Here is a 15,516-nt window from a genome sequence, read left to right as displayed (position 1 = left end):
CCGGGGCGCTCTGCTGTGAATGCCTCTGCCCTACTTTGGGCAATGAGTTACAGAAGATCAAGGGCTTTCTGAAAATTCCTTTCACTTATTGATTCGAATCTGCAATCCTTTTGGCGTGACCACCAGCGCGATGACCGCCATCCACCAGAGGCTCTCCGTGCTCACGCCCACCGAGCGCCGGATCGCCTCCCACGTGCTCGCCGATCCGCAGAGCGCGGTCGACAACTCCATCACCCAGCTGGCGCTCGCCGTGGGCACCTCGGTCGCCAGCATCGCCCGCTTCACGCAGAGCCTCGGCTTCTCCGGCTACCCCGATCTGCGCCTCGCCCTCGCCACCGAACTCGACCGCACGGCCTCCGAACGTGAGCGCTTCCAAGTGTCCGAGAGCGATGTCAGTCGCCACGACGACGCCCTCACGACCGTGCGCAAGATCGCCTTCGCCGAGGCATCCGCCATCGAGCGCACCGCGCGCCAGGTCGACATCGACGTGCTCGAGACGTGCGTCGGCGCCGTGCGCGGCGCTCGCCGCATCGACATCTACGGCGCCGCATCGAGCGGACTCGCCGCTCAAGATCTCGAGCAGAAACTGCACCGCGCCGGACTCGTGGCCCAGGCACGCACCGATCTGCATCTCGCGCTCACCGGCGCCGCCCTGCTCGACGAGCGCGACGTCGCCATCGCGATCTCGCACTCCGGGCGCACGCTCGAGATCGTGCAGTCGGCCGAGGTCGCCGCTCGTGCGGGCGCCACCACGATCGCGATCACCAACAACCCGCGCTCGCCGCTCGCGCGGGTCTGCGATCTCGTGCTGTTCACCGCCGTCTCCGAGTCGACCTTCCGCTCGGGCGCGATGGCCAGCCGCATCGCGCAGCTCGCAGTGCTCGACTTCCTGTTCACGCGCATCGCCCAGGCCGACTACGACACCATCGCCGACAACCTGCAGCGCACCTTCAACGCCGTCACCGACCACAGAATCGACTGATCACATGCCCGCCCTGCACCTCGGTATCGACCGACTGATCCGCCGCGACATCCGCCCCGATCTGCTCGCCCGCCTCACCGGCGGCAGGATCGGGATGCTGACGAACGACCTCGCACTCACCTCCGGGCTGCTGCGGGGGAGGGAGGCGCTCGCCGCGACGGGCTTCTCGTTAGCGCGGCTGTTCGGGCCCGAGCACGGGTTGAGCGGGCGGGCGCGAGAGGGAGAACACGTCGGCGACCTGCGCGATCCCGTCACCGGCGTCGAGGTGCGCAGCCTCTACGGCGAAGCGGTGCGGCCGTCGGCATCCGATCTCGACGACCTCGACGTCGTTCTCGTCGACCTGCCCGACGTCGGCGCCCGTTTCTACACGTACATCTGGACGATGAGCCACCTGCTCGAGGCCTGCGCCGATGCGGGCGTCGCGGTCGTCGTGCTCGATCGCCCGAACCCGCTCGGCGGGCGGCTCGATCGCGCGGAGGGGCCGATGCTCGACGAGGGCGCGCAGTCCCTCGTCGGCCGCTGGACGATGCCGATCCGCCACGGCCTCACGATCGGTGAACTCGCCCGGCACTGGGTGCGCACGCGCGGCATCGACGTCGACCTCGAGGTCGTCGAGGTGGGGGGGCTCACCCGCGGTGCGACGATCGGCGGAGGGGAGGGCACCTGGATGCCGCCGTCGCCGAACCTGCCGAGCCCCACCACGACGCTGCTGTACCCCGGCACGTGTCTCGCCGAGGGCGTGAACGTGTCGGAGGGTCGCAGCACCGCCGTGCCGTTCCGCGTGATCGCGGCGCCGTTCATCGACGGGGAACGCTACGCCTCCGCCGTCAACGCCGCGGGCCTGCCGGGACTGGCCGCCGTGCCCTACGGGTTCACCCCGCTCGTGCGCGACCACGCGGGCGAGGCGTGCGAGGGCATCATCCTGCACGTGACGGATGCCGAGGCGCTGCGCCCCGTGTCGGCGGGCGTGCGGTTGCTGTCGCTGATCGAGGAGCTGCACCCGGGCGCGCTCGTCGAGCGCTCGCTCGTGCCGATGCCGGGGGAGTCGGACTGGAGCCCGCTCGAGAAGCTCTTCGGTGTGCGCGGTGCCTTCGCGCAGATCGTCGCGGGCGAGTGGGACGACCCCGCGCGCCTGGCGGTGCCGGGCTGGGCGGATGCTGTCGCCGACGACCTCCTGTACGTCTGAGGGTCCGCGCCCCGCTGGGTCGCTGAGCCCGTCGAAGCGCCCCCCGCCCCGCACGACTTCGGAGATCCGACGAGACACGCCGCGTCGCGGCATCCGTCCCCCGGCGTGTCGCCCGAGAACTCCGAAGTCGTGCGGGGGCGCGACCGGATCAGCCCAGGGCGATGAGACGGTCGCAGAGTTCCGGGGACAGAGCTCGATCGGCATAGACACGTCGCCGCATGCCCGACGTGAGGGCGTAGTCGGCGGGCGCGTCTCCCTCCCAGACCTGCGCGAGACCCACCCGCTCGAGCGTGCGCCACGACGCGCGGTTGTGGGCGAGCACGCGGGCGGTGACGGGCAGATCGGGGCGGGCGGCGGTCGCCGCGGCCAGGCCCGCACGGCCGACCTCGGTCGCGAGCCCGTGTCCCCAGGCGCCCGGAGTGAGCCGGTAACCGAGGTTCCATGCGGCGGCCTGATGCGGTCGGATCGCAGCCCCGCCGATCCCGATGACCGTTTCGGTGTCGAGGTCTCCGAGGGGCGCGCGCAGTCGCAGCACCCACCAGCCGAGGCCGAACTCCGCCCACGACTTTCCGTGATCGGCCGCGCGAGCCCGGCTCTGGGAGATGTCGGTCTCGACGGCCTCCGGCAGATGCGCCCACGTCGCGGGGTCGGACTGCAGCGCGAAGATCGCGTCAACGGTCCGAGCATCCGCCGAGGCGATGGGAGTGAGGATCAGCCGGTCGGTCACGGTCTCTTCGAACACCTGCCCACGGTACCCGGGCTCGCGCCGCGGTCTACGCGTATGCGCGGGTCAGCTGCCGCACAACTTCGGAGATCCGACGAGACACGCCGCGTCGCGGCATCCGTCCCCCCGGCGTGTCGCCCGAGAACTCCGAAGTTGTGCGGGGGAGAAGCGAGAGCTCCGAAGTTGTGCCGGCGAGAGGCGAGAGGCGAGACCCGAGAGCTCCGAAGTCGTGCAGGAGAACAGCCGGATGCCGTCACTCAGGACGCCGCGAACGCCCTCCGCGCCGCCGCGATCGCGCCCATCGCCCGGGGCCAGCCCACGTAGAACGCCAAGTGCGTGATCGCCTCGACCAGCTCCTCCTCGGTCACGCCGTTGTCGCGGGCGAAGCCCAGGTGGAACTCGAGCTGATCGACGGCCCCGAGCGTGACGAGCGCCGACACCGTGACGAGACTGCGGTCGCGCGGCGAGAGTTCGGGCCTGGCCCAGACCTCGTCGAACAGCACGGCATCCGTGTAGTGGGCGAGGGCCGGGGCGATGTCGCCGACGGAACGCTGCCCGCCCGTCCAGCCGGTCATGCGCCGACCGCCCCGTCGAACTCGGCATCCGTCACGTGCTCTTTCCACGTCGTGGTCGCCGCCGGGTCGTCGCCCGCTTCGAGGATCGCGATGTGCTCCATGAAGCAGCCGGGTGCCGCCGCGTGCCAGTGATCCTGGCCGGGCGGCGTGTAGAGCGTCTGCCCCGGATGCACCTCGATGATGTTGCCGTCGCGGTCGCCGAACCGGGCCACACCCGAGGTCACGCGCAGGTACTGGCCGCGCGCATGCGAGTGCCAGGCGGTGCGGGCGCCGGGCGCGAAGCGCACGAGGGCGACGGTCGCGCGCTGGCCCGCCTCGTGCGGGGCGGCGATCACGTCGAGCCAGACGTCGCCGGCGAACTGCTCCGGCGGGTTCTTCGTGGTGGGCACGGATGCTTCGATGTTCATGGTGTCTCCTCTCGAAAGCCGACGGTCAGTCCGTCGTCAGCAGCACCTTGGTCGCACGGCGCTCGTCCATCGCCTTGTACCCCTCGGATGCCTCGTCGAGGGGCAACGTGAGGTCGAAGACGACGCCGGGGTCGATCTCGCGGTCCCAGATGAGCTGGATCAGCTCGGGCAGGTAGGCGCGCACGGGAGCGGGCCCGCCGTGCAGGTGCACGCTCGAGAAGAACAGCTCGAAGCCGTCGAGCGACACGTCGTGCGAGACGCCGACGTATCCGACGTGCCCGCCGGCCCGCGTCGCGCGGATCGCCTGCTCCATCGACTCCTGCGTGCCGACGGCCTCGATGGTGCTGTGCGCACCGAGTCCGCCGGTCAGCTCCTTGATCGCGGCGACGCCGGCATCCCCGCGCTCCTCGACGATGTCGGTCGCACCGAATCTGCGCGCGAGCGCCTGCCGGTCGGCGTGCCGCGACATCGCGATGATGCGCTCCGCACCGAGCTGCTTCGCGGCGAGGATGCCGAGGAGTCCGACGGCGCCGTCACCGACGACCGCGACGGTCTTGCCGGGGCCGGCTTCGGCGGCGATGGCCGCGTACCAGCCGGTGCCGAGCACATCGGATGCCGCGAGCAGCGACGGCACGAGGTCGGCGGAGGGCTCGCCCGGCGTCTTCACGAGGGTGCCGTCGGCGAGGGGGATGCGCGCGTACTGCGCCTGGGTGCCGACGGATCCCATCATCACCTGGTGCACGCAGCGCGACTGGTAGCCCGCTCGGCAGATCTCGCAGGTGTTGTCGGAGGCGACGAACGAGCCGACGACGTAGTCTCCGGGCGCGACGGAGGTCACGGAATCGCCGACGGTCTCGACGACACCGATGTACTCGTGGCCCATCCGCTGTCCGTGCGGGGCGAGGGGCTCGAGGCCGCGGTACGGCCAGAGGTCCGACCCGCAGATGCAGGTCGCGGTGACGCGGATGATCGCGTCGGTCGGCTCGACGATGACGGGCATCTCGAGGTCTTCGGTCCGGACATCGCCGGGGGCGTGCATGACGACTCCACGCATGTGGGTGGTCTCCTTCTCTGAGTGGATGCTTCCCACTGTGCGCCTCGCGCGACGGGGGAGGGAGTCCCTGCGAAGGGGTGTACCGGCAGGGCACCCCTCGCGCCTCCCGCAGAGGCGACCTGCGACCTACCCTGAAGTCATGGACAACCGATCCGAGGTGCGCGAGTTCCTGATGACCCGCCGCGCACGGCTCACCCCCGAGGCGGTGGGACTCACCGCAGGCACCAACCGTCGTGTCGCCGGGCTGCGGCGCAGTGAGGTCGCAGCGATCGCCGGGGTGAGCGTGGAGTACTACGCGAAACTCGAACGGGGCGCGCTCGCCGGGGCGTCGGCATCCGTTCTCGATGCGCTGTCGCGGGCGCTGCTGCTCGACGAGGCCGAGCGTGCGCATCTGCTCGACCTGGCGCGCGCCGCCGACGGCGTGCCCGCCAGTGGGCGTGCGCGCCGCCGCGCGACGAAACAGAGCGCCCCGCGCCCGAGTCTGACGTGGGCGCTCGCCGCGATGACGGATGCCGTGGCCTTCGTGCGCGACGCGAACCAGAACCTGCTCGCGACCAACGAGCTGGGCCGCGCGTTCTACTCGCCCGTGATCGGCGATGGCGGGCGCACCCCGAATCTCGCGCGCTTCCAGTTCCTCGACCCCGCGTCGCGGGACTTCTACCCGGACTGGGATCTCTTCGCGAGCATGTGCGTCGGGATCATGCGCGCCGAGGCGGGCCGCGACCCGCACGACAAGGGCATGCAGGATCTGGTGGGCGAGCTGTCGACCCGTAGCGAGGTCTTCCGTGCGCTGTGGGCGGCGCACGATGTGCGGATCCACGGCACCGGCACGAAGCGGTTCCGGCACCCGGTCGTCGGTGAGCTGACGCTCGCCTACGAGGAACTCGCGATCACCGCCGAGCCCGGCAACGTGCTCATGATCTACACAGCCGAACCCGGATCGCCGTCGGCCGAGCGGCTGCGTCTGCTCGCCTCGTGGGCGGCGGAGCATCCTCCCGTCGAAGTCGCCGCCGAAACCGCGTAAGAAAATCGCACCGGTCTCGTCGTGTTAGATGGCGCCGTTCCCTCATCGCGCGCCACGTCCTCGGTCCGTCTCCCCGTCGGACCGGGGCATCACGGAGGGGAGGAGGCTGGGGAGCGTCCTCCCCTCCCTCTCGGTTCCGGCCCGCGCGCGGTCAGGGCGCGACGGGGTAGTGGCTCGTGATCGCGATCCGGTTCCAGCTGTTGATCACGACGACGAGCCAGGTGACCGCGGCGATCTGCTTCTCGGTCAGTACGTCTTCGGGCGTGATGCCGCGATCGGGCAGGCGCCCGTGGTCGCCGATCAGGGTCACCCGCTCGGCGATGACGAGGGCGGCCTGCTCCTCGGGGCTGAAGTACTGCGACTCCCACCAGCCGGCGAGCACGGCCAGTCGGTCGGCGGTCTCGCCGTGCTTCACGGCATCCGCGGCGTGCATGCGCAGGCAGAACGCGCAGCCGTTGAGCTGCGAGGCCCGCACCTTCACCAGTTCGACGAGCAGCGGCGAGAGCCCGGCATCCGTTCCGGCCTCGGCGGCCGTGCCCGCGAACGCGAGCATCGCCTGGTAGGGAGCGGGGTAGGTCTTGCCGATGTTGACGTGCGACACGTTGTCTCCTTCGTCGGCGCGGGGTGCGCCGTCGAAGTGTTGACGCCGTAGCCGCGGGAAGTGTGACGGACGGTGCGCGTGACTCCGGAAGACTTCGTGCCGCCGGCCCCGATTCGGTCGAATCCGGCCCGAACCCTCCGATTCTCCGGAGTCACGCGCACCCCGCGTCCCCAACTCAGGAAGATCAGGGCTCGGGCGGTCCGAATCGACTGTTCTCGGTGCGGTTTCGCCCGTTGTTCCTGAGTTGGGTACAGCTCCGGTACCGGTCTGAGCCGGTTGCGGTTCATAACTCCTCGAAAACGAGTCTGCGGAGTCCGAAAGCGGTGCGAACTTGGCGGTTCGCCGATGTTCTTCCGGAGTTATGAACGCGCGATCGCCGAGGCCAGCCCTGCGATCAGCGGATTCTCGTCGAGCGGATCGGTGATCACGGCCGTCACGGCGGCGAGATCGAGCACGGGGAAGCGCGAGACCGCGCCGATCTTCTCCTCGCTCGCGAGCACGATCGTCTCGGCGCAGCGCTCGGCGATGGCGCGCTTGGTGACGGCGTCGTCGAGGCTGCCGGTGGTGAGGCCGTGCTCGGGGTGGATGCCGGTGGCGCCGAGGTAGAACGTGTCGGCGGCGAGGTGGCGGATCGCCTCCATCGCGAGCGCGCCCCCGGCGACCATCGAGTGCCGCGACAGCTCACCGCCGATCATGACGACCCGCGCATCGGAGTGCGCGGCGACCGCGAGGGCGATCGCGGGGCTCGGGGTGATGGCGGTGAGATCGGCGCCGGACGGCAGCAGACGGGCGAGGGCGAGGGTGGTCGTGCCGGCGTCGAGCACGATGGTCGAGCCCGGACGGATGCCGTCGGCCGCACGCCGGGCGACCCGCTCCTTGCTCGCCGTCGCGAGGTCCGACCGCTCGTCGACGGGGCGGTCGGCGGCGGGCACCGGGAGGGCGCCGCCGTAGACACGGATGACCTTGCCCTCGTCGGCGAGTTCGCGCAGGTCGCGGCGGATGGAGTCCTCGGAGAGCGCGAGTTCGGCGGCGACGTCCTTCGCGACGACCCGGCCGTCGCGGGCGAGGATCTCGAGCAGGTGGGTTTTGCGCTGCGCACCGAGCATTTGCGTTCCTTCATGAAGTTGCACGTTCTTGCACGGTTAACGCTACAGTCTTCGGCATGAGAACTCCACTGCTGATCCTGATCGCCGGCCCTTACCGCTCCGGAACCGACGGCGACCCCGCGCGCATCGCCGCCAACCTCGAGCGGCTCGAAGAGGCATCCGCTCCGATCTTCCGCCTCGGGCACGTGCCGATGATCGGCGAATGGGTCGCGCTGCCGATCCTGCGCACGCTCGGCGCGGCGGACGCCGCGGACGCCGATGGCGACGTCATGTACGAGACCGCGCACCGGCTGCTGCAGCACTGCGATGCGGTGCTGCGTCTGCCCGGGGCATCCGCCGGCGCCGACACGGACGTCGAGATCGCTCGCGAGAGCGGCCTGCCGGTGTACTTCTCGATCGACGAGATCCCGGCGGCCTGAGCGATTCGAACGCCCCGCGAGGGAACCTAGGCTGGAGGCATGACCAAGAACCTCTGGACCATCCTCGGCGTCATCGTGGCGATCGTGATCGCCTGGTGGATCGTGAGCGCGCTGTTCTCGATCCTCTGGTTCGTCGCCAAGCTCGCGATCGTGCTGGTCGTCGCGGTCGTGGTCTTCCTCGTGCTGCGCGGGCTGTTCAGCTCGCGGTCGACCGACTGATCGCGGCGTCAGGGAACGCGACACCCGTCAGCTCCTCCGACAGCCGCCAGATGCGCGCGGCATCCGCCTCGCTGCGCAGCCGTGAGTAGAGCGGCTGCTCGGCCGGTGCACCGCCGAGGTGTCCGGGTCCCTTCGGGCCGTAGAGGCGGCGGGCCCGGGCATCCGATGACGTCGCCGCGTACAGCGCGGGCAGCGCCGCGGTCTCGGGAGTGCCCAGCAGGATGCCGCGCGCCGAGGCCCAGCGGATCACGCGCACCCCCACGGTGTCGCGTGATCGCCCGAGCTCGGGTCGCGCCGCGAGCAGGTTCGTCGGGGCGACACCCGGGTGCGACAGATTGCTCGTGATGCCCCAGCCGTGGGCCGCGCTGCGACGGTCGAGCTCGAGCCCGAACATCCCGAACGCGATCTTGGACTGGCTGTAGGCGCGCCCGCCGTTGTACGAACGCTCCCACCCGAGGTCGTCCCAGTTGATGGCGCCCTGGTTCGCGGCGACGCTCACCTGCGAGGTCACGCGTGCCCGCCCGGCCCGCAGCAGCGGAAGCAGGTGCCCGACGAGGGCGAAGTGGCCGAGATGGTTGGTGCCGAACTGCAGCTCGAAGCCGTCGGCGGTGGTCTGGCGATCGGGTGGAGTCATGACGCCGGCGTTGTTCACGAGCAGGTGGATCGGTCGTCCGTCCGACAGCAGGCTCTCGCCGAGTGCAGCGACGGATGCCAGTGACGAGAGGTCGAGCGCGGCGATCTGCACGCGGGCGTCGGGCGCGGTGGCGCGGATGACGGATGCCGCGGCCTCGCCCTTCGCCGGATTGCGCACGGGCAGCACCAGCTCGGCGCCGGCGGCGGCGAGGCGGGTCGCGATGCGCAGGCCGATGCCGTCGCTGCCTCCCGTGACGACGGCGCGGCGGCCGGTGAGGTCGGGGATCTCGATGTCGATGCTTCTGCGGGTCATGGTGTGCTCCTTCGTGGTCTGCTTCCAGCGTGCGGTCGTCGGCCCCGCGCATCCAGGACACGTCATGCAGTGGATACGCCTCGGCCGCGGGTGCGAGGATCGGTGCGGCGAAAGGACGGTGCCGGATGGCGATCGACAGAGAGGCGCTGGCGGGGTTCCTGCGACTGCGCCGAGACAGTCTGCAGCCGGAGGACGTCGGGCTGCACCGGGGTCAGCGCCGCCGCACCGAGGGGCTGCGCCGGGAGGAGGTCGCGGCGCTCAGCCATATGTCGGCCGACTACTACGCCCGTCTCGAACGCGGCGACGGGCCGTTGCCCTCGGAGCAGATGATCGCCGCGATCGCGCAGGGCCTGCACCTCACGATCGACGAGCGCGACCACCTCTTCCGCCTCGCGGGGCACGAACCGCCACCGCGCGGGGGAGCGGGCGACCACATCGGCCCGGGCATGCTGCGCATCTTCGACCGCCTGGGCGACACCCCGGCCGAGATCGTCAGCGAGCTCGGCGAGACACTGCGGCAGACGCCGCTCGGGATCGCGCTGACGGGCGATACGGCATCGTTGCGCGGTCCCGAGCGCAGCATCGGATATCGCTGGTTCAGCGACCCGCGCACGCGCGAGCTGTACGCCGAGGATGAGCACGACTACCTCTCCCGGCTCTGGGTGTCGGGGTTGCGCGAGGTGATCGCACGGCGCGGCCCCCGGTCGCGAGCGGCGGCGATCGCCGACGATCTGCACGCGCAGAGCGCCGAGTTCCGGGAGATCTGGGAGACGCACGAGGTCGGGCTCCGCCCGCACGAGACGAAGCGCTTCGTGCACCCGGATCTCGGGGCGCTCGAACTCACCTGTCAGAGCCTGCTCGATCCGGAGCAGTCGCAGGCGCTGCTCGTGTACACGGCGATCCCCGGGAGCGAGAGCCACGAGAAGCTGCGGATGCTGTCGGCCCTGGCCCCTCGCGTTGCGGTCTGAGATAGTGCGTACGATCGTACGCATACGGTGATACCCTCGATCCATGACCGACTACTTCGCGGGCGATCCCCGCACGCAGCGGGAGCGGATGCTCGCCGGCGACCTGTACATCGGCGACGACCCCGAGCTCGCCGCCCGCACGGCCCGCGCCGCGCGCCTGGCCGACCTCTACCACCGGCAGACGATCTCGGGCGACCCGGCCGCGCGCGGCTGGCTGCAGGACCTCATCGGCGACCTCGGCGACGACGTCGCGATCCGTCCGCCCCTGCACGTCGACTACGGCGATCACATCTCGATCGGCGCGCGCACCTTCGTGAACTTCAACCTCACGGCACTCGACGTCGCCACGATCACGATCGGTGCCGACTGCCAGATCGGTCCGAACGTGCAGTTGCTCACGCCCACGCATCCGATCGACCCGACGATGAGGCGCGACAAGCTCGAGGCCGCCGAACCCATCGTCATCGGCGACAACGTGTGGCTCGGCGGGGGAGTGATCGTGTGCCCCGGCGTGACCATCGGCGAGAACTCCGTGATCGGCGCGGGCGCCGTCGTCACCCGCGACATCCCGGCGAACGTCGTCGCCGTCGGCAACCCGGCACGCGTGATCCGCGAGATCGACACGGCCGATGGCGCCTGAACCGGGCAGTCGCCGCGGGCGCCAGAACGATCCCGCGCGCGCGACCGCATCATCGACGCCTGCCTCGACGTCGTCGCCGAGTCCGGCGTCGCGGGGGCGTCGCACCGTCGCATCGCCGAGGCCGCCGGTGTGCCCCTCGGGTCGATGACCTACTACTTCGACGGCATCGACGACCTGCTGCGGGAGGCGTTCACGCGCTTCGGCACCGAGATCAGCGAACGGTTCGAGAAGCGGATGGCGGCGGCATCCGACCCCGCCGAGGCGCGCGCCGCGGTGGTCGAGCTGATCCTGCGCGACGTGTTCGGCGATGCGCGCGAGCTCGTTCTCTCGCACGAGATCTACACGCTCGCCGCCCGCGATCCCGCTTACCGGGCCATCACGACGGCGTGGATGGCCCGGAGCCGCGTGGCCCTCGAACGGCACTTCGACCCGCAGACCGCCCGGATGCTCGACGCCCTGATCGAAGGCCTCTCGATCCATCGCGCCCTCGATGACGACGAGCGCGACCCGGCCGAGGTCGCCATCGCCGTCGAGCGCATCACCACTCGCTGACCTCGGAAGATCATGACCACCACCACCGCACCCACGCGTGCCGATCGTCGCGCCCGCGGCGCCGTCGCCGCGCTCTTCCTCACCAACGGGGCGCTGTTCGCCAACATCCTGCCGCGCTACCCCGAGATCAAGGAGCAGCTCGGGCTCGACAACACCGTCTACGGTCTCGCCGTCGCCTCGTTCCCGGTCGGTGCGATCGTCGCGGGTCTCGCCGCCGCAGCACTGATCCGGCGCTTCGGCTCGGCGAAGGTCGCGGTCGTCGGCACCGTGCTCACGAGCGTGGGAGTGCTCGCCGCCGGTCTCGCGCCCAGCGTGCTGCTCTTCGCGCTGGGCCTCTTCCTCGGCGGCGCGATGGATGCCATCACCGACGTCGCCCAGAACGCGCACGGTCTGCGCGTGCAGCGCGGGTACGGCCGCTCGATCCTCAACTCCTTCCACGCGGTCTGGTCGATCGGTGCGGTGCTCGGCGGATCGATGGCCGCCGCGGCGATCGCCCTCGGCCTGCCGATCGGTGTGCACCTCGCGATCTCGGCGGTGCTGTTCTCGGCCGTGTCCCTGACGGCGCTGCGGTTCTGCCTCCCCGGACTCGATGCGGCCGCCGCAGCCGCCGACGAAGAGGCGGTGGCCGACCCCGCTGATGTGCGCGCGGCGGTGCGTGCCGGCATCCGTCCTCGCGTGGTCCTGATGCTGATCGCCCTGGTGATCATCGCGATGGCCGGAACGATCGTCGAAGACGCGGGTAACTCGTGGGCGACCCTGTACCTGGGCTCGCTCGGCGCCCCCGCGGCGATCGCGGCGACCGGGTTCATCGCGCTCGTCGGCGCGCAGTTCATCGGGCGCCTGCTCGGCGACGGCCTCGTCGACCGCTTCGGCCAGCGACTCGTCGCGCGCGCCGGTGGCGTGATCGTGGTGGTGGGCATGGGTGTCGCGCTCGCGTTCCCCACGATCCCCGGCACGATCATCGGCTTCGCCGCCGCCGGGTTCGGAGTGGCGACCCTGGTTCCCGCCGCGATGAACGAGGCCGATGTGCTGCCGGGCCTACGTCACGGCACCGGACTCACGGTCGTCTCGTGGCTCATGCGCCTCGGGTTCCTGCTGTCTCCGCCCGTCGTGGGAATGATCGCCGACGCGACGAGCCTGCGCGTGGGGCTGCTGCTGATCCCCGCGGTCGGCATCGCCGTGGTGCTCTTCGCCGGGGTGCTGCGGCGGCGCGAGCGCGAGTGAGCCCGGGGGACGGGCGTACCTCACTCAGGAAGGTCGGTCGCCTCGGTGCCGATCTGGCCTGGATTCAGCCGGTTTCGCCCCGATCTTCCTGAGTTGGGTACGGGGCCGCGGTGCGACGGGCGACCCCCGACCTCACACCCGCCCCTCCCGCGTCGTCATCAGGAGCATGAGACGACTCCATTTCCTCGCCCTCGCGTTCTCCGCCCTGCTCGCGCTGTTCGTCGGCGGCTGGGCGTACTTCGCGGCGCAGAGCTTCTACGACTCGTTCCCCGGAGTGCTCGGCTCGTGGGTCTCGGTCGACGGTCCGTTCAACGAACACCTCATCCGCGATGTCGGCGCCGTGTACCTGGCGCTCGGAGCGGCGAGCATCGGCGGGCTGATCTGGCGTCACCCGATCGCGCACCGCGTGCTCGGTCTCGCCTGGACGGTCTTCGGCACGCTGCATTTCGCGTACCACGCGTTCCACCTCGCGCACATGCCGCTCGCATCGGCGGTCGGCGAGATGGTGGCGCTCGGGATCAGTCTGCTGCTGGGGGTCGTGCTGCTGATCCCCGAGCGCTCTTCTTCTGCACACTCTTCTGCACAGGGATCAGCCCGGTCTGCGCGGTGAGGATCGGTTCGACCGCCCGCCGCTGCGTGCGCATCCACACGATGAAACCGACCGCGGTGAACCCGCCGTAGAACACGTACATGAGTCCGGTGGCGTAATAGCCCGAGCTGAACAGCAGCGGCACGCCCACCACGTCGACGGCGATCCAGATCAGCCAGAACTCGGTCCACCCCTTGGCCATGCCGTAGGTCGCGAGCAGCGAGCCGACGAAGGTCCAGGCGTCGGCCCAGACGGGCTCCCACGAACCGAGCGCCCGGAAGAGCGGGGTCAGCGCGACCGTGCCGATCACCAGGGCGAGCACCAGACCGATGCGCGCTCCGGTCGGCGCCCACCGCGGCTGGATCCGACCCCCCTCGGCCTGACGCCAGCGCACCCATCCGTAGATCGCGACGGCGATGAACATCACCTGGCGTCCGGCCTGCCCGAGCAGGTGCGGCAGCGAGTGGTCGGGGCTGAGCACCGAGCCGAGGAACACGGTCAGCAGCAGCACGTTGCCGATGATGCCGACGGGCCAGGCCCAGATGCGCCGGCGCATCCCGCCGATCGCGCTCGCGAGACCGAAGGCGTTTCCGACGACCTCGCGCACGAGGAGCGTCTGCCCGCCGGGCAGCACCCAGTTCGAGTTGAACGCCTCGACGAGCCAGTTCAGGGGATCCATGCTCAGGATGCCGGTGCGGGGGTGGCCCGCTCGTCGAGCGTGAGCTGCAGGAAGGTGAGGTCGAGCCAGCGTCCGAATTTGGCACCGACCTGCGGCATCCGTCCGACCTCGACGAAGCCGAGCTTCTCGTGCAGGGCGATCGAGGCGGCGTTGCCGCTCTCGATGGCGGCGACCATCACGTGCACGCCCTGCGCGCGGGCCCGTTCGATCAGCGCGGTCAGCAGGGCGCGTCCGATGCCGCGTCCGTGCTGCTCCTCGCGCACGTAGACCGAGTGCTCGACCGTGTGCCGATAACCGCTGTGCGGGCGCCACCGACCGAACGACGCGTAGCCGAGCACGCCCGTGTCATCCGTGGCGACGATCACCGGGAATCCGTCGCACGAACGCTCGCCCAGCCACGCGGCCCGGTCGTCGACGTCGACGGAGTCCTCGTTCCAGATCGCGGTCGTGTGCGCCACGGCGTGGTTGTGTATCTCGGTGAGCGCCTCGAGGTCGGCGACTCCGGCATCCCTGATCTGCACGGGGTTCTCCTGGGTCTGCGCTGCGGGAAGCGCATCGCCGACGGTATCAGGATGCGGCGACGTCGGTGCGCCAGTGCGACAGCTTGTGCGGGTTCATCATGATCCACACGCGGGTCACCGCCCCGTCGGTGACGCCGAGGTTCACGACGCTGACGACCTCGCCGTACTCGCGGAACAGCAGTGCGATCCCGTCGCCTGTCTCGATCTCCTCCAGCTGCATGTCGGGGCGCTTCGCCGCGATCCCGAGCAGGAACCGGGCCACGCGATCGGCGCCGGCCACGACGTTGAGCGCCGCGCGCACGACCCCGCCGCCGTCGCTGTGCAGCTCGACGTCGGGGGCGAGCACCCGCAGCAACTGCTCGATACCGCCCGAACGGCTCGCGTGCTGGAACGCCCGCACCACCCGGTCGTGCTCGGCGCGCGGCACCGCGCTCGTGCGGTTCTCGCGCACGTGGCGCCGGGCCGAGGTGGCGAGCTGACGCACCGCTGCCGCCGAGCGCCCGAGGATCTCGGCGATCTCGGGGAACGGCACCTCGAAGATGTCGTGCAGCACGAATGCGACCCGCTCGGCCGGCGTCATCGACTCCAGCACCACGAGCAGCGCGGTCGACACCGACTCATCGAGCGCGACCCGCTCCAACGGGTCGTCGAGGGCGACGGATGCCGGGGCGATCCGCTCCCCACCCACGAACAGGTCGAGCGGCACCGGTTCGGGCAGCCACTGCCCGACGTACTGCTCGCGTCGTCGCCGCGCCGAGGTCAGCAGGTCGAGCGAGATGCGGCTCGCGACCGTGGTGAGCCACCCGGGCGGGTTGAGGATGCCGGAGCGCTCGGCATCCGTCAGGCGATACCAGCGCACGTACGTCTCCTGCACGACGTCTTCGGCATCGGCAAGGGTTCCCGTCATGCGATAGGCGAGGGAAGTGAGACGGCGCCGTTCGCCGAACACGTCGTCCTGGTCGTCGTCCACGGGTTCTCCTCGTCGGGGCACTCTCGAAGACGGGTGCTCTCGAAGACTACCGACCTCACACTCGCGCCCACTGCATCGTCGGACCTGTGACAGGGTGACGCGCAGGGCACCCCGAACGAGAGGAACACCC

20 protein-coding genes and 1 pseudogene are annotated in these 15,516 nt (G+C 70.5%); 11 read left to right on the top strand and 10 right to left on the bottom strand.

Annotated features, from left to right (window positions below; genetic code table 11):
• Positions 1 to 115: 115 nt before the first annotated feature.
• Positions 116 to 982, top strand: coding sequence for a MurR/RpiR family transcriptional regulator (locus ACZ5Y9_RS01105; protein WP_464472023.1), 867 nt, complete (start codon positions 116 to 118; stop codon positions 980 to 982).
• 4 nt (positions 983 to 986) lie between these two features.
• Positions 987 to 2,168: an exo-beta-N-acetylmuramidase NamZ family protein gene (locus ACZ5Y9_RS01100; protein ID WP_464472022.1), complete on the top strand. Its 1,182-nt coding sequence runs from the start codon at positions 987 to 989 to the stop codon at positions 2,166 to 2,168.
• A 148-nt stretch (positions 2,169 to 2,316) separates the two neighbouring features.
• Here the strand turns inward: ACZ5Y9_RS01100 and ACZ5Y9_RS01095 are convergent, their stop codons facing one another.
• The 4 genes from ACZ5Y9_RS01095 to ACZ5Y9_RS01080 all read right to left on the bottom strand — a co-directional run bounded on the left by ACZ5Y9_RS01095 (position 2,317) and on the right by ACZ5Y9_RS01080 (position 4,928).
• Positions 2,317 to 2,910 carry a GNAT family N-acetyltransferase gene (locus ACZ5Y9_RS01095; RefSeq protein WP_247624133.1) on the bottom strand — a complete coding sequence of 198 codons (594 nt, stop codon included), beginning with the start codon at positions 2,908 to 2,910 and terminating at the stop codon, positions 2,317 to 2,319.
• Between the two features lie 239 nt (positions 2,911 to 3,149).
• On the bottom strand, positions 3,150 to 3,467 hold the full coding sequence (locus ACZ5Y9_RS01090; RefSeq protein WP_247624134.1) for a carboxymuconolactone decarboxylase family protein: 318 nt from the start codon (positions 3,465 to 3,467) through the stop codon (positions 3,150 to 3,152).
• Complete coding sequence (locus ACZ5Y9_RS01085) at positions 3,464 to 3,874, bottom strand: (R)-mandelonitrile lyase (protein WP_247624135.1); 411 nt, start codon at positions 3,872 to 3,874, stop codon at positions 3,464 to 3,466. Before ACZ5Y9_RS01085 ends, ACZ5Y9_RS01090 begins: the two co-directional genes overlap by 4 nt.
• A gap of 25 nt (positions 3,875 to 3,899) precedes the next feature.
• Positions 3,900 to 4,928, bottom strand: a complete 1,029-nt coding sequence (locus tag ACZ5Y9_RS01080; protein ID WP_404597064.1) for a zinc-dependent alcohol dehydrogenase family protein — start codon at positions 4,926 to 4,928, stop codon at positions 3,900 to 3,902.
• A 139-nt stretch (positions 4,929 to 5,067) separates the two neighbouring features.
• Here ACZ5Y9_RS01080 and ACZ5Y9_RS01075 point away from each other — a divergent pair, with 139 nt between their 5' ends.
• Positions 5,068 to 5,952 (top strand): helix-turn-helix domain-containing protein, encoded by an 885-nt coding sequence (locus tag ACZ5Y9_RS01075; RefSeq protein ID WP_464472021.1) that lies wholly within the window; start codon positions 5,068 to 5,070, stop codon positions 5,950 to 5,952.
• A gap of 151 nt (positions 5,953 to 6,103) precedes the next feature.
• On the opposite strand, the gene ACZ5Y9_RS01070 is transcribed toward ACZ5Y9_RS01075, so the two are convergent.
• Positions 6,104 to 6,553 (bottom strand): carboxymuconolactone decarboxylase family protein, encoded by a 450-nt coding sequence (locus ACZ5Y9_RS01070; RefSeq protein ID WP_247633493.1) that lies wholly within the window; start codon positions 6,551 to 6,553, stop codon positions 6,104 to 6,106.
• Positions 6,554 to 6,912: 359 nt separating this feature from the next.
• Positions 6,913 to 7,659: a DeoR/GlpR family DNA-binding transcription regulator gene (locus tag ACZ5Y9_RS01065; RefSeq protein WP_464472020.1), complete on the bottom strand. Its 747-nt coding sequence runs from the start codon at positions 7,657 to 7,659 to the stop codon at positions 6,913 to 6,915.
• A gap of 56 nt (positions 7,660 to 7,715) precedes the next feature.
• On the opposite strand from ACZ5Y9_RS01065, the gene ACZ5Y9_RS01060 reads away from it, so the two are divergent.
• A complete protein-coding gene (locus tag ACZ5Y9_RS01060) occupies positions 7,716 to 8,078 on the top strand; it encodes a DUF4406 domain-containing protein (protein WP_464472019.1) in 363 nt (120 codons plus the stop codon).
• 39 nt (positions 8,079 to 8,117) lie between these two features.
• A complete protein-coding gene (locus tag ACZ5Y9_RS01055) occupies positions 8,118 to 8,297 on the top strand; it encodes a hypothetical protein (RefSeq protein ID WP_247633496.1) in 180 nt (59 codons plus the stop codon).
• On the opposite strand, the gene ACZ5Y9_RS01050 is transcribed toward ACZ5Y9_RS01055, so the two are convergent.
• A complete protein-coding gene (locus ACZ5Y9_RS01050; protein ID WP_464472018.1) occupies positions 8,275 to 9,243 on the bottom strand; it encodes an SDR family oxidoreductase in 969 nt (322 codons plus the stop codon). The genes ACZ5Y9_RS01055 and ACZ5Y9_RS01050 overlap by 23 nt on opposite strands.
• 125 nt (positions 9,244 to 9,368) lie before the next feature.
• Between ACZ5Y9_RS01050 and ACZ5Y9_RS01045 the strand changes: the two genes are divergently transcribed.
• The 6 genes and pseudogenes from ACZ5Y9_RS01045 (at position 9,369) to ACZ5Y9_RS01020 (ending at position 13,237) form a co-directional block, all read left to right on the top strand.
• Positions 9,369 to 10,211, top strand: coding sequence for a helix-turn-helix transcriptional regulator (locus tag ACZ5Y9_RS01045; protein ID WP_336641473.1), 843 nt, complete (start codon positions 9,369 to 9,371; stop codon positions 10,209 to 10,211).
• Positions 10,212 to 10,254: 43 nt separating this feature from the next.
• The gene (locus tag ACZ5Y9_RS01040) at positions 10,255 to 10,851 is read left to right on the top strand and encodes a sugar O-acetyltransferase (RefSeq protein WP_247633499.1); all 597 of its coding nucleotides are present in this window, start codon (positions 10,255 to 10,257) and stop codon (positions 10,849 to 10,851) included.
• 48 nt (positions 10,852 to 10,899) lie between these two features.
• A pseudogene (locus tag ACZ5Y9_RS01035) lies at positions 10,900 to 10,980 on the top strand (TetR family transcriptional regulator); the annotation flags it as partial.
• A 15-nt stretch (positions 10,981 to 10,995) separates the two neighbouring features.
• Positions 10,996 to 11,403, top strand: coding sequence for a TetR/AcrR family transcriptional regulator (locus tag ACZ5Y9_RS01030; RefSeq protein ID WP_464472017.1), 408 nt, complete (start codon positions 10,996 to 10,998; stop codon positions 11,401 to 11,403).
• A 12-nt stretch (positions 11,404 to 11,415) separates the two neighbouring features.
• Positions 11,416 to 12,627 (top strand): MFS transporter, encoded by a 1,212-nt coding sequence (locus ACZ5Y9_RS01025; protein ID WP_247624146.1) that lies wholly within the window; start codon positions 11,416 to 11,418, stop codon positions 12,625 to 12,627.
• Positions 12,628 to 12,793: 166 nt separating this feature from the next.
• Positions 12,794 to 13,237 (top strand): hypothetical protein, encoded by a 444-nt coding sequence (locus ACZ5Y9_RS01020; protein WP_464472016.1) that lies wholly within the window; start codon positions 12,794 to 12,796, stop codon positions 13,235 to 13,237.
• On the opposite strand, the gene pnuC is transcribed toward ACZ5Y9_RS01020, so the two are convergent.
• The 3 genes from pnuC to sigJ are packed head-to-tail and all read right to left on the bottom strand — an operon-like array spanning position 13,146 to position 15,386.
• A complete protein-coding gene (gene pnuC, locus ACZ5Y9_RS01015) occupies positions 13,146 to 13,895 on the bottom strand; it encodes a nicotinamide riboside transporter PnuC (RefSeq protein WP_247624148.1) in 750 nt (249 codons plus the stop codon). The two genes, ACZ5Y9_RS01020 and pnuC, sit on opposite strands and share 92 nt — an antisense overlap.
• Before the next feature lie 2 nt (positions 13,896 to 13,897).
• The gene (locus tag ACZ5Y9_RS01010; RefSeq protein WP_464472015.1) at positions 13,898 to 14,416 is read right to left on the bottom strand and encodes an N-acetyltransferase family protein; all 519 of its coding nucleotides are present in this window, start codon (positions 14,414 to 14,416) and stop codon (positions 13,898 to 13,900) included.
• Positions 14,417 to 14,462: 46 nt separating this feature from the next.
• The gene (sigJ, locus tag ACZ5Y9_RS01005; protein WP_464472014.1) at positions 14,463 to 15,386 is read right to left on the bottom strand and encodes an RNA polymerase sigma factor SigJ; all 924 of its coding nucleotides are present in this window, start codon (positions 15,384 to 15,386) and stop codon (positions 14,463 to 14,465) included.
• Positions 15,387 to 15,516: the final 130 nt, after the last annotated feature.

It is taken from the genome of Microbacterium sp. T3-8 (genome assembly GCF_055398145.1).
This window is presented reverse-complemented; position numbering and strand designations above follow the sequence as displayed.

What these genes read in the sequence shown, in the direction of transcription:
- ACZ5Y9_RS01085 (WP_247624135.1), bottom strand. Translation starts at nt 3,874, where the DNA reads ATGAACATCGAAGCATCCGTGCCCACCACGAAGAACCCGCCGGAGCAG.
- ACZ5Y9_RS01080 (WP_404597064.1), bottom strand. Translation starts at nt 4,928, where the DNA reads ATGCGTGGAGTCGTCATGCACGCCCCCGGCGATGTCCGGACCGAAGAC.
- ACZ5Y9_RS01075 (WP_464472021.1), top strand. Translation starts at nt 5,068, where the DNA reads ATGGACAACCGATCCGAGGTGCGCGAGTTCCTGATGACCCGCCGCGCA.
- ACZ5Y9_RS01050 (WP_464472018.1), bottom strand. Translation starts at nt 9,243, where the DNA reads ATGACCCGCAGAAGCATCGACATCGAGATCCCCGACCTCACCGGCCGC.
- ACZ5Y9_RS01055 (WP_247633496.1), top strand. Translation starts at nt 8,118, where the DNA reads ATGACCAAGAACCTCTGGACCATCCTCGGCGTCATCGTGGCGATCGTG.
- ACZ5Y9_RS01040 (WP_247633499.1), top strand. Translation starts at nt 10,255, where the DNA reads ATGACCGACTACTTCGCGGGCGATCCCCGCACGCAGCGGGAGCGGATG.
- ACZ5Y9_RS01060 (WP_464472019.1), top strand. Translation starts at nt 7,716, where the DNA reads ATGAGAACTCCACTGCTGATCCTGATCGCCGGCCCTTACCGCTCCGGA.
- ACZ5Y9_RS01090 (WP_247624134.1), bottom strand. Translation starts at nt 3,467, where the DNA reads ATGACCGGCTGGACGGGCGGGCAGCGTTCCGTCGGCGACATCGCCCCG.
- ACZ5Y9_RS01030 (WP_464472017.1), top strand. Translation starts at nt 10,996, where the DNA reads ATGACCTACTACTTCGACGGCATCGACGACCTGCTGCGGGAGGCGTTC.
- ACZ5Y9_RS01065 (WP_464472020.1), bottom strand. Translation starts at nt 7,659, where the DNA reads ATGCTCGGTGCGCAGCGCAAAACCCACCTGCTCGAGATCCTCGCCCGC.
- pnuC (WP_247624148.1), bottom strand. Translation starts at nt 13,895, where the DNA reads ATGGATCCCCTGAACTGGCTCGTCGAGGCGTTCAACTCGAACTGGGTG.
- ACZ5Y9_RS01020 (WP_464472016.1), top strand. Translation starts at nt 12,794, where the DNA reads ATGAGACGACTCCATTTCCTCGCCCTCGCGTTCTCCGCCCTGCTCGCG.
- ACZ5Y9_RS01025 (WP_247624146.1), top strand. Translation starts at nt 11,416, where the DNA reads ATGACCACCACCACCGCACCCACGCGTGCCGATCGTCGCGCCCGCGGC.
- ACZ5Y9_RS01100 (WP_464472022.1), top strand. Translation starts at nt 987, where the DNA reads ATGCCCGCCCTGCACCTCGGTATCGACCGACTGATCCGCCGCGACATC.
- ACZ5Y9_RS01045 (WP_336641473.1), top strand. Translation starts at nt 9,369, where the DNA reads ATGGCGATCGACAGAGAGGCGCTGGCGGGGTTCCTGCGACTGCGCCGA.